General features: G+C 64.4%; 10 protein-coding genes. 4 read left to right on the top strand and 6 right to left on the bottom strand.

Going from position 1 to position 12,065, the window contains the following annotated elements:
* Window positions 1–128 precede the first annotated feature (128 nt).
* Both E4M00_RS18290 and E4M00_RS17065 read right to left on the bottom strand, forming a co-directional pair.
* Complete coding sequence (locus E4M00_RS18290; protein WP_420813461.1) at window positions 129–467, bottom strand: DUF6984 family protein; 339 nt, start codon at window positions 465–467, stop codon at window positions 129–131.
* 385 nt (window positions 468–852) lie between these two features.
* Entirely contained in the window at window positions 853–5,271 is a 4,419-nt protein-coding gene (locus E4M00_RS17065; RefSeq protein ID WP_167756948.1) for a DUF7507 domain-containing protein, read from the bottom strand.
* Between the two features lie 418 nt (window positions 5,272–5,689).
* On the opposite strand from E4M00_RS17065, the gene E4M00_RS17060 reads away from it, so the two are divergent.
* Together E4M00_RS17060 and E4M00_RS17055 are read left to right on the top strand one after the other, a co-directional pair.
* Window positions 5,690–6,085, top strand: coding sequence for a hypothetical protein (locus tag E4M00_RS17060; RefSeq protein WP_135121672.1), 396 nt, complete (start codon window positions 5,690–5,692; stop codon window positions 6,083–6,085).
* 151 nt (window positions 6,086–6,236) lie between these two features.
* Complete coding sequence (locus tag E4M00_RS17055; RefSeq protein ID WP_135121671.1) at window positions 6,237–6,608, top strand: hypothetical protein; 372 nt, start codon at window positions 6,237–6,239, stop codon at window positions 6,606–6,608.
* 134 nt (window positions 6,609–6,742) lie between these two features.
* Here the strand turns inward: E4M00_RS17055 and E4M00_RS17050 are convergent, their stop codons facing one another.
* A complete protein-coding gene (locus E4M00_RS17050) occupies window positions 6,743–6,928 on the bottom strand; it encodes a hypothetical protein (RefSeq protein WP_135121670.1) in 186 nt (61 codons plus the stop codon).
* 76 nt (window positions 6,929–7,004) lie between these two features.
* Between E4M00_RS17050 and E4M00_RS17045 the strand changes: the two genes are divergently transcribed.
* Both E4M00_RS17045 and E4M00_RS17040 read left to right on the top strand, forming a co-directional pair.
* Window positions 7,005–7,793, top strand: a complete 789-nt coding sequence (locus E4M00_RS17045) for an ABC transporter ATP-binding protein (protein WP_204773035.1) — start codon at window positions 7,005–7,007, stop codon at window positions 7,791–7,793.
* Complete coding sequence (locus E4M00_RS17040; RefSeq protein ID WP_135121669.1) at window positions 7,769–9,322, top strand: hypothetical protein; 1,554 nt, start codon at window positions 7,769–7,771, stop codon at window positions 9,320–9,322. The genes E4M00_RS17045 and E4M00_RS17040 overlap by 25 nt, the downstream gene beginning before the upstream one ends.
* 14 nt (window positions 9,323–9,336) lie before the next feature.
* Here the strand turns inward: E4M00_RS17040 and E4M00_RS17035 are convergent, their stop codons facing one another.
* From E4M00_RS17035 to E4M00_RS17025, 3 genes are all read right to left on the bottom strand, one after another.
* Complete coding sequence (locus E4M00_RS17035) at window positions 9,337–10,269, bottom strand: CPBP family intramembrane glutamic endopeptidase (RefSeq protein ID WP_135121668.1); 933 nt, start codon at window positions 10,267–10,269, stop codon at window positions 9,337–9,339.
* 214 nt (window positions 10,270–10,483) lie between these two features.
* Window positions 10,484–11,254, bottom strand: a complete 771-nt coding sequence (locus E4M00_RS17030; protein WP_135121667.1) for a CPBP family intramembrane glutamic endopeptidase — start codon at window positions 11,252–11,254, stop codon at window positions 10,484–10,486.
* Complete coding sequence (locus tag E4M00_RS17025) at window positions 11,251–11,754, bottom strand: hypothetical protein (RefSeq protein WP_135121666.1); 504 nt, start codon at window positions 11,752–11,754, stop codon at window positions 11,251–11,253. The genes E4M00_RS17030 and E4M00_RS17025 overlap by 4 nt, the downstream gene beginning before the upstream one ends.
* Window positions 11,755–12,065: the final 311 nt, after the last annotated feature.

The raw sequence follows: 12,065 nt of genomic DNA, 5'->3' as shown, positions 1-12,065 counted from the left end.
TTCACGCCGAAGATCCTCGTTTCGTCGAGGGTACGGAGATCTGGGTCGCAGCGCATGGTGTCTACCGGACGCTCAACGAGTAGGAGAAACAGAACCCGCGCGAGCGCTGTTGGTGATCGTCAACCGCACTAGAAGGCGTCAGGAATACGGATTAGCGGCGAACCGTCGCCCTTGAACATGTCGAGTTCGAACAAGTTCCCGTCGCTATCGACGTTGAGAGCGGCAGATATGGGCACGCCATCACCGTCAACGAAACGGAGCTCAGCGACTTCGCGGCCAAATCGGCGCTTGGCATCAGCTGCTACCTCCAGGGGAAGAATCAGAAGGCTGCCCATCTGCCCATCGTCCATGGCCTGGACAGATGCGACCTGATACTGAGAAATGAGCGCTGGCAAGGATGCTCGTTGGATCAGCTCCAAAATGATGCTCGTCTCAGCCGCAGACGGTGATCTCAGTTCTGACGCCACTCTGCCCCCGCATCACAGCCGATGTAATCCATCCCTACTGGAGATCATGCACCGACAGCGCGCCTTTCGGTCGGAAGCGCACGCGGCAGTTGGCCCCTCAATCAATCCCCTGGGCACGATGCCGATGTCAGGAGGTCTGGCTGTCAGCCTTCGATTCCTCCATGAGCCAGTCCTGGAGCGGGCGTCCGCAAGCGGATCCTTTACTGCGACAGCTTCCAGGCGCTCCCGAGCTGGGACTTGTCCCCAGCTTCCGGAGGACCGAGACGACGAATCACCAAGGTGAGCACATCTGGATAGGTCAGCCCACGGCTAGAAGAGATGGTTGATTTCCGGTCGTCTGCACCTGAAGCGGTGCTGGATGTTGGACGCCAGACAGGTTTCGAGATCACTTTCCGCGCGAGCCGTGTGGGGATCCATGCCGACGCCTGACGGCGACCAGCACGACCCCTAGAGCCAGCAACGCGATTGCAGTGCCCAGCGGGATCCCGTTCACGTCGGTCCCCGTGCGTGCCAGATCGGACTTGGATCCGGCCGGCTCGGTGTCGCCATCATCATCTCCCCCGACCAGCGGCGGATCGCCGACGACCGTCAGTGTCGCGGACGCGCTGAGGGTCGACGTGGGAGACAGCGGACTCGTGGACTCGACGGTCGCGGTGTTGACGATCGTGCCGGCAGAAACGGCCGTCGCGCTCACAGTCGCAGAGGCTGACGATCCGGGTTGCATGTCCCCGAAGTCGCACGACAGCGTTCCGTCTGTGATGGCGCATCCATCAGTCTCGGTCGTCGCATCCTCGAGGCCCTCAGGAAGCGTGTCGGACATGACCACCTGATCCGCAGAGGCGACGCCGTCGTTCGTGACGCCGATCCTGTAGGTGACGGCTTCGCCTGCGACACCTCCTGCGATCACCGTCTTCGTGGTGTGGAGTTCAGCCAGCGCGGGCGTCGCGGAGAGCACGACCGACGCTGTGTTGTTCGAGGTGTCCGGATCGACAGCGAAGGCCGAGGCACGGTCTGCAGACGCCGTGTTCTCGATGAGGCCCGTTCCCTCGACGATCGCGCGTACGGTCAGGGTCTCCTGGGGTGCCGTGATCGGGAGCGACACGGGTTCGAGATTGCCCACGGACCAGTGCCCGGAGTCCGCGTCGAACGTGCCGACACTCGCCTCGGCCGAGACGAATCGGAGTCCGGATGGCAGTGTGTCCTGAACATCGACGTCGCCGCTGGCGTCGGGGCCCGCGTTCGAGATTCCCACTACGAAAGACACCGTCTGTCCGGCGACGGGGCTCGCGTCGTCCACGGTCTTCGTGACCATCAGATCGGCTGATGGCGCATAGGCCTCCGCCACCGCGAGGTTGTCTGCGAGGTCGGGATCGGGCTGGCCGAATCCGATCACGCCTGCGACGTTCTGCTGCAGTCCCGCCGTCGTCGCGATGATGTCGACGGTCAGGGTGGATGAGGCTCCGTCGGCCAGGTCACCGACGGTCCAGTGCCGGGTCGCTGCGTCCCAGGAACCCTGCGACACTCTCACCGTCGCCGAGTCGGGGATGCCCGGGTCGGCGACCATAACATCCGTCGCAGCGTCGGGCCCACTGTTGGACACGACGATCGTGAACGACATCGGGGCGCCCTGTCTCACGATCGGATCGGCGACGGTCTTGGTGATCGAGAGATTCGCGAGCACTATCCCGCTGCCGGAGACGATTGCGGTGTTGTTGCTCGGATCCGTGTCGGCCTGGGCCAACGAGACGACTGCGAGCGTGTTGTGGAAACTGCCTGGAGCCGTCACCTCTGCGACGACGATGTGCGTGGCGGAGGAACCGGCATCCAGTGTCGCGATCTGCCACTCTCCTGTTTCAGCGTCGTAGCTGCCGTCGCCGCTGTCGCTGTCGTATTGGAGGCCAGTAGGGAGGGCATCGCGCAGGACCAGCTCGGTGGCCGCAGCGGCGCTGTTGTTGCTGGCCGTCAGTGTGAACTCGATCGTCTCCCCGACCGGGACAGCCTCGACGTCCGCTCCGGACGGTACTGATGCTGACTTGGCGACGGAGATGTCGACCTGCGGCTCGCTGGTTCTCACCGATGCTGAGGAGATGTTGTTGGCGGGCACGGTATCCGACACCACGGGTGAGGAGATCGTGGCCGTGTTGACGAGGGTGCCGGATCGCGTGACAGTCGCCGTGACGGTCGCCCGGGATGCGGTATCACCCGCGGGTAGCGTGCCTATGGTCCACAGGGTGGCGTCGGCGGAGATCGTTCCAGTGTCCGTCGACGCGCCGGTCACCGTGAGACCAGAGGGAATGACGTCCGCGACGCTGACCTGGCGGGCGGCGACGGGTCCGGCATTCGAAGCCACGAGCTGGAAGGTCACCGTATCGCCCACCGTCGCCGTCTGAGACGACACGCTCTTGATGACCGACAGGTCGGTCTCGGCACGAACCACACTCAGATTCGCACTGGAGGAGTTGTTGGCCGAATTGGAGTCCGCGGGAGTCGATCCCGGCTGCACGGTCGCGAGGTTCGTGTACGTGCCGAGCGCGTCTGCACGAACGGCGATGGTGCGCTCGGCGGCGGCTCCTGACGCGAGGTCGCCGATTCGCCAGACGCCTGTTCCAGGGTCGTAGGTGCCGTCGCCGCCGGATTCGTCGGCAAGGTAGGTCAACCCGGGGGGCAGCAGATCGCGAACGGCCACTCCCGCAGCGGCTGAAGGTCCGCCGTTCGACGCTCGCAAGGTGAAGAGATCGATCTCACCGATGCCCACCCTGGCGAGGTCACTGGTCTTCGTCACCGCGATGTCGGCGGTCGGTACGAAGGGATTGACTGTGACCACGGCCCGATCATTCGACGGATCGCGGTCAGTTTGATCCAGAGCACCCACCGAGGCGCTGTTCGTCAGGGTGGAGCCAGAACCGAGCACGCCGGTGATCGTCAACGACGCAGCCGATCCGGGCGCGAGGCTCGGAATCGACCACGCGCCGCTGTCGGACGAATACGAGCCTGCCGTGACAGTCGATCGGGTGAACGCGAACCTCTGGTCGGGACCGGTGCCGGGCAGCGTGTCGGTCACGACGAGGCCGGTGGCTGTCGCGGGACCGTTGTTCGAGGCGGTCACGGTGAAGGTGATGGTGTCGCCGACCTCGGGGTCTGGATCGTCGACCGTCTTGATGAGTGCGACATCCACGGCGACGGGGAGGGATAGCCGCTGGGGGGCGGACTGGACCGTCTGGCCTACTGCGGTGCCTCCGCGTGCGACGGCGGTGTTCACGAGGTTTCCGTCGGCATCGAGATCTGCCGGCGCGATCACACTCGAGCCTGTGCAGGTGACGTCTGCGTCCGGGGCGAGTACCGTCTGCGGGCAGCGCAGATCCGCTGCGGCGATCCTGTCGTCGGCGATCGACACATCGGTCAGCGTCGATCCGCCGGTGTTGGTGACCACGTAGGAGTAGGACACCTGCTGGCCCACGTTGTATGGTGCCGGAGTCGCCGCGGACTTCTGAAGATCGAGCGAACTCACGAGGGGAACGGTCAGCGAACGCAACGGCGACTCGACGCCCGTCCCACCCGCTGCAGTCGCTGACGCTGAGGCCACGTTGGTTACCGAGCCGACAGCGACATCCGCACTCGTCACCGTGTACGACCCACGGCAGGTCGTCGTCTCGGTCGCCACAGTGCCGTCGAGCGACGTGCTGCTGCAGGTGACGTCGGTGACGAGGTCGTCATTGACCCGCAGGGCATCGACAGGGCCACCGGAGTTGGCGACGGTGTAGAGGTACGGGATAACCGAGCCTTCGGTGAGCACAGCTGGGAGCGCTGGCCCGGACCGGTCGACTTGCTTCTCCAGTACGAGGTCGGCGAGCGGCTCGACGGTTCTGACCACGACGTTCCGGAGGAGGTGCACGTCCTGCCAGTAGCCGGTTGATCCCGAGAGACCGAACTTGAGAGTCGACGGCGTGCCCGCAGGCGCCGGAAGGTCGATCTCAGGAATCCAGGCACCCCCTGGCGTGTACTGAACCTCGACACGGATCCGCGGGTCGGGATCGCTCGAGGGGTCGACGGTGACGTTGACGGTGCGTCGAGATGCGTCGAGTGTGTCGGCCCGCAAGGTGCCGCTTCCCCCGTTCAGCGTGGTGCCCGGCGAGTAGGGGTTCCCCAAGGGTTGCGGAATCGTCGCACCCAACCAGCAGTAGCCGTACCCGCCGTCGCCTGGTCCTCGCACGGTGATGACGCTCGGCGCGGCCGGGCCGTTCCAGGTCGACGGCGATCGAGATTCGGCCGGGCATCCGGTGCCGCGGCCCTCGGTGTCGTTGTAGTAGTTACCCCATGCGTCGAGACCGACGCCGAGATAGCCGCCCGGGATTCCCGGCTGCCCGTTCACGAACTGGGCATAGCCGAGGCTGCCTCCCACTCCCCCGATCGCGTTCAGGGTCGTCGACCCGTCGACGAGGAAGAACCCGATTCCATCTGCACCGTTCCCTCCGTACTGGTACTGCTCGAACGTGACGGAGATGCCAGCCGACGCCGGAATGGGACGGTCGTAGAGGATGCTCCCCTCCCGGCTGAATCCGGTGTCCGTGAGCTGCAGATAGCCGTCCGTGACGCCCGGGGTAGGGACAGGCCCGCTCTGGTGGGCGGCGCAGCTCGGCACAGCGGCGGATCCCGCAGGTGGCGTCGATCCAGCGGCCGAGCCGGTCAAGCAGGCATCGCCCAGAACCTTCCACGCGTCGTCCGGAACAGTCGCACCCCTGAAGGTCTCGTCTACAACTGTGGTTCCGGTCGTGGGTGGGTCCGCGAAGGCAGGAACTGTCACCACCGCTGGAGTCAAAAGGAGGGCAGCGGCGGCAATGGTCGCCGCCAGCTTCCGACCAGCAGTACTCACAACCGAGCGGCCGCTGAGATCCCCATGTCGCCCCATCCGTGCTGCCCCCAATTGCATCAGGAAGGTACAGAATTTGGGCTAGTCAAACACACACTCCCCCAGCTTGACCACCCGTGGGGATCGACGGACCGCGAGCGTGTGCAGGGTCGGGGGTGAAGCGGATCCGGACGGCGCCATGCTCTCTCTTCCGAAATCTCCCGCATCTAGCTAACGTGGTGAGCAATCCAAACCGGGCACCCCTCGGACGAATCCAACATCTGAAAGGGCGTCACAGTTGTCTCGAGAGGACAGCGCTCGCGAGGGCGCACAAGCAGTCGTACCCGACGACGAGGTTCTGGATGTAGCGGTGGTCATGCCGCGGGGTTCCACCTTCGCGAGCGTGCTCGGCGCGGCAGCGGGCGTGGGGGTGGGCGGTGACAACTCCATGGCCTGGGGCGTCGCCGGGGGAATGCTCGGACAGCGTGTCAACGCTTCGTCGAAGGGCAGCTACCCGTCGATCGTGCTCGCAGCCTCCGCCACACGCCTCTACGTGCTCGGTCGCACCAGGACGGGCCTCGTGGGCGGATGGAAGAACCTGCACCCGGTCACGTTCATTGAGCGGAGCAACCTCGCCGTGGACCGTCATCAGCGTGGCACCGTGCGCGTCATCAAGCTGACCGATACCACCACCGACACGACCATCGAGTTCGAGGCCCAGAACATCGGCGGCCTCGGCCTGAAGGATCTCCTGGGCGAGCTCGGCGACTGACGAGCTGGCTCCTCCCCGCGGTTCATGGCTATTCAGCCGCGACCACCGATGAACACGGTCTGCGGTCATGCAGTCCGAGCAGGAACATCGCCGTCATCACCGGGATGACTCACTGCGGTGAACTCACGAAGAACGAGAAGGAGAACACATTATGGCTGGTCAGCGTCCTGGCGGCATCGTACTCATCGCAGTTCTGGCGTGGATCGGAGCTGCGCTGCAGATCATCTCCGGAATCCTCGTCCTCACCCGAGTCCTCAACCCTGAGGGAGTGTCGACCGAGACCGCCTGGGTGGCGATCGTCGTCGGCGTCATCTCATTCCTTGTCGCCTTCGCCCTGTTCACCGGCAGTCGCGTGGCCCGTATCCTCGTCACGATCTCGTTCGTGCTGTCGCTGATCTCCGCAATCTTCTCGATCCTGGCGCACCCCGCGAACTTCGTCGGCCCGCTCCTCGCCGCGATCGTGGCCGTCATCGGCCTCGTGCTGCTCTACACCAAGACCGCGAACGAGTACTTCCGTCGATAGCAGCGACATCGCCAGCACGGCGTCTATTGCCTGCATTAGAGGCGTCAATGATCGCCATGGGCCGTTTGGTACTCGAGCCTCACCCGATCGTGACGCCGCGCTGAACTCAGTGGCGACGGCGTTCGATGAGCGTGTCAGGCTTTCGTGCCCCGATTCCTGGCGAGATCGATCACGCCGATCACGAGTGCAATGATTCCCGCAGCCAACGAGATCCACCAGAGGATCTGCCCTCCGGCGGTGAGGGCCAAGATACTCAGAACCACCACGATGACACCAATCACGATGAGCGCTGTGGATCGGCCGCGGCTGCGAGCTGGCATGTGGTCTCCTTAGATGAGGAATGATCGTATGACCACGGTACAGAACACCCGGTGATCCGGGCAGTAGTTCCTCGGAGTGGCTCGGCATGGGAAAGGCAGTGTGTTGACAGCAATCGGCATATCCGGACTGAAGAAGGCTTTCGGGGATGCGCACGTCATCCAGGATCTGTCTTTGACGATCCCGACCGGCTCCTTCTACGGACTCGCGGGTCCGAATGGTGCCGGTAAGACGACGACGATCCGCATGATCGCGGGACTCCTGCGTCCGGATGGCGGCACGATCGAGGTCGACGGTGTCTCAGTGTGGCCGGATCCGAGGGCGGCGAAGCGGATCCTCGGATACGTGCCAGACAACCCCACCCTCTTCTCGCGGCTCAGCGCGCGGGAGATGCTGGACTACGCCGGCATGTTGCGGGGGATGGAGTCCGCGACGATCCGGGAGCGTGGTGACGACCTCCTGCGTGTGCTCGGGCTGGAAGCTGACGCCGACCGGCAGATCGCGGACTTCTCCCTGGGGATGACTAAGAGGGTCGGCCTCGCCGTCGCCATCCTCCACAGCCCGCGTGTGCTCATCCTCGACGAACCATTCGGCTCTCTCGACCCGGTGAACACCCAGGTCATGGAACAACTGCTCGCTCGCTATCGAGACGGCGGGGGCTCGGTCGTCTTCTCCAGCCACGTCCTCGACGTCGTCGAGAGGCTCTGCGATCGCGTCGCCGTGATCGCTGGAGGCACTCTCGTCGCGGAGGGCACGGTTCGCGAACTCGCTGGCACCGGATCTCTCGAAGACGCCTTCGTCGGGATCGTCGGTGGGCGGGAGCTCAAAAAGGAGGATCTCGGATGGCTCTCGTCCTCTTCAGACTGAGGCTCGCCCTGCAGCGCGGCGGCCGCGATCAGCGGGGTACGGGCGGAACCGTCTGGTTCGTGGCAGGGTGGGTGATCGCTGTCCTGTTCGGGCTCGCCGGTGGCACCCTGGTCGCGATCTTCGACTCGCAGGACACCGCCGCAGGCGACATGATCGTCCTGCTGCTCATGACAGCACTCTTCCTCTCCTGGATCCTCACGCCCGTGCTTCTCCCAGGCGCGGGCGGAGATGCGATCGACCCCGTGAAGTTGGAGCAGTTCCCGCTGTCGCGTACGGAGCAGATCACCGGACTGCTGATCGGAGGACTCGCAACACCCACCGCAGTTGCCACGTTTCTCGTGGCTGTCGGAGCAACGGTCGCGGCGGGTTACGACGTTCTCACGCGGATCATCGTCCTGATCAGTGCGGTCCTGTTCGTCGTTCTCTGCGTGAGCACGTCCTACGCCGTTCGCGCGCTGTTCGCGGCCGCACTCGCATCACGACGCGGTCGGGATGTCGCCATCATCGTCAGTGGTCTCTTCGCGGTCGGTGTCTTCCTCTTGGTGGAGGCATCGACGAACATCCTGCGGTCGGCGGATGCGGCTGCCGGCGTCATCGGTGATGTGCTCTCGTGGACCCCTCCGGGTGCTGCCGGGGCCATCGGCATCCAGATGCGCGACGGGGATGCCGGCGGCGCTGCGCTTCGTGCGGTGATCGTCGTCGGTACCGTCGCCCTGGCGATCGTGGGCTGGACCTGGGCGCTCGATCGACACGTTCGAGGACAGGCGGGATCGAGCGACAGCCATCGCAGCATGAATCGGCGCGAAGATCTCGCGCTCGTGCCACGCCTGTTGCACGGTGTCCGTAGTGGGACCGCGCTCGCCGCGATGAGCCAACACCTGCGGTACCTCTTCTTCCGGTCTCCGAGAGCGGTGCAGCTGATCACGATCACACCCCTGTTCGGAATCGTGATCGGGGTGACGCAGGCCGCATCCAACCCGCTGACCGTTTCGATGGCGATCACGACACTCATCATCGCCTTCGGCGGGGTGACGAATGTCTTCGGGTACGACGGCGTAGGGATCGAAGCCACCGTGCAGTCGGGCGCGAGGCTCCAACAAGTACTGGCTGGGAAGATCGTCGCCGTCGTGCTCTTCCTCGTGCCCCTGACGACGGGTATCACGATCGCGTTCGCCCTGGTCTTCCACCACGTCGATGAGGTCTTCGTGGCTCTGATCGCCAGCTATTCGACGATCGCCATCGTGGCTGCAGTCGGCGCATGGTCGAGCGTGCGAAGCCCCTTCAACGTCAGCAGCGCCTCCAACCGGGCCGCCCAGCTCCCGCGGATCCTCGCCACACTCGGGGTGGCGCTCGCCCTGCTGATCCTGGGCGGAATCGCGTGGGCGGCACTGACGGTGATCGTGCCGTCGAGCATTGCGGCCCTCACGGTCCTCCTCATCGGGATAGTGATGGCGGTGCTCTCCGTGCGAGGCTACGGTCGACGTTTGGACCGCAGTCCTGACGCTCTGCTCGAAGCCGTCACCGGCTGAAGACCAACGGGTCGTCAGGCGGGGCGCTTGACTAGTTCGCGTGGCTCCTCGTCGGCGTCGGCTCGGCCCTGTGCATTACCGCGGGTGATGATGAGGAGCACGGCAGCCCAGACCACGTAGCCGACGGTTCCGACGACAGCGACCATGTTCGACGAGTTGAAGGTGGCATGGGTTGAATCGTCGATACCACCGGCCGCGAGGATGCTGGTGGGGTCAGTGAGACCGTGCAGGATGATGGGCCAGATCAGGTTGCCGCCGGCGCGAAGAGTCGCGTACATGCACACACCGAACGCGAACGTGTAGATCACGATCGGCCCGACGGTCGAAATGTCCTGACCGGCGATCAGGTTGGACAGGTGCATGCCGGCGAAGATCAGCGAGGAGAGCGCCATCACGGCCCACTCGCGGTAGCCACGGCGACGGAGCAACACCACCGCCATCCCTCGGGTCACAAAGTCTTCGGAGAAGCCGACGAACAGACCTGCGAGCAGCACCGACAGGACCACCGCAATGCCGTATCGGGCGTAGTCGATGCCGAAGAAGTGGAACACGATCGGGATCAGGATGAGGACGGGCGCGACCCAGAACCACCACTTGCGCGACAGGGGTGGCTGCCGGCCGAACAGCGGACGCGGCAGCCAGCCGAGACTCAGCGCGAAGATGATCAGGACCACCGACCCGACCAGCGGCTGCAGGCCGATGACGATGAATGCCGACAGCGGGTCACTCAGGTAGTCGTCTGAGATCAGACCGCCGACCACCGGGATGAGAAGGAGTCCGGCGAGGTTGTACAGGATGACGTAGACGATTGCGATGAGAAGGGCCTTCAGCAGCCCACCGCGATTCCAGAAACCGCGCCAACCTCGCGCGTCTCGGTCGATCGTGCCGGAATTCTCTACCTTGGACAATTGGACCCCCACCACGCTCACCGACCGGTTGACTGGCACTCACAATAGCCAGCATGGCGCCGGAAAATAACGGCTTGTTTGGCGAGTCCTCCGTTGATATGAGCGATGCTCGTGCAGCACGTTGAAATGCCCAAGAGCGTGTCTCTGCCCGATGCACAACCGTAGCCGCGGTTCAACGCAGTCACGCTGACGATCCGCCAGGGTGTCGCATTAGGGGTGAGCCTACGGGCGTTCCTCTCGTGGACGAGAGGTGTCAGGAGATGAGGGTAGCGCTGGTGGCGAGGGGGACTCCGAAGAGTATCCAGTCGTTGATGATGTGGGCTCCGGTGGAGACCGCGATGTTCTTCGTGCGCATGTACGCCAGGGTGAGCACGAGGCGGGCGACGCCGATGACGACTAGGGCTTGCACGACATTCCAGTCGTAGGTGGGAAGGTGAGCGGCCCCGAACCAGAGCGCGGTGATCAGCCACGCCAGGATCGCCGAGGTGTTGCGTCCGACTCCCGCCTTCGAGTGCAGCAGGTACATCACTGCGAGGAACGGGAGGATGGTGAACAGTTCCTCGCCGAACAGCTGAATGGCAGTGCCGGCGAAGAACGCGATGATCTCGATCGGGCCACCGGCCGCGAGACCCTCGGCAGCGGTGTTCGGTGAAGCGCCGAACAGTTCGCGGATGACGAACCCGACAAGGAATGTGACCACGATCGTCAGCAGACCGAACACAACCATGTTCAACCAATCGCTTCCAGTCAGCTTCCGGAAGATCGCCGACCAGTACCGTCCGGTGAGCAGGATGAACACGGCGAGCATGATGGCCGGGAACAGTGCGCGCGCGAACAGGCCGCCGACGTTGTTCTCGCTCGGGATGCTCGTCAGTGCGATGAACCCGGCCACGCAGCCGAGGATGATCAGAATCCATTTCCATGCAGCGACTTCGGTCGGCTCACCGTCGTAGTAAGGGAAGTCGCGGTCGTCGCGGCGCTCGAAGAGCCGACCGAGGCGTGCGTTCGTGGTCGTCGTGGTCATTCGCTGTTCCCTCGTTTCTGTTCGTTCGTCTCTTCGCCGAGTTCGGCGAGGAAGTCCTTCAGGCCGAGGCCCCCGATGTTCCGCGCCTCGAACTCGGGCGTGGTTCCCGTCGTGGTGTCGGTCAGTTCGATGACGCAGACTGTTCCGCTGTGGTGCCGATTGGATGCGAGTTCATTGCGGTCGATGTGGGCTACAGGGTGGAGATGCTTCCATCCGCCGATGCCCGTCCGGGTGAGACCGAGCACGTTTGGCTTCGTCGCCGACACCGCGAGCACGATCGAGGGGTAGCTGCCCTTCGCGGCACTGTTGGCCCGTTGACCGAGGATGCCGCCGGTGACGCCCCATGCCGTCGCGTTGTTCCCGCCCAGCCCGGCACCGGCCGCGGCACCGAGCAGGCTCGCAAACGTGGAGCCGCGAGGCGTGACGAGCGCGACATCGAGCATCTCGTCGTCAGGGACCACGGCCTGAGCCCCCTCACGCGCGTTCTCTTCCTTGGACATCGCCCCCCATCCCGATGGCCGCGCCAACCAGGCCGACGCCGAATGACGTTTGCATCAACATAACGAGAAACGCGACGAAACCGAACACCCCTCCGATGGCTTGTGAAGCCCACTCCCCCTGCTATGACAGGCCGCCCGCAAGCCGATGGCTATGTGGTCACGGTCGCGCAGTGGTGACCACCTGCTCCCTCAGTGCTCGAAGGGCTCACTGGTGGTGTCCAGTCTTCCTGATCGCGTTGCATCGATGACTGGCATGGGAATACAGCTGAGTGTGTCGATTTCGCCCTGTCGTTATTCGTCGCATGGTTAAG

It is taken from the genome of Orlajensenia leifsoniae, from assembly GCF_004570845.1.
GTDB classification, from domain to species: Bacteria; Actinomycetota; Actinomycetes; order Actinomycetales; family Microbacteriaceae; genus Orlajensenia; species Orlajensenia leifsoniae.
This window is presented reverse-complemented; position numbering and strand designations above follow the sequence as displayed.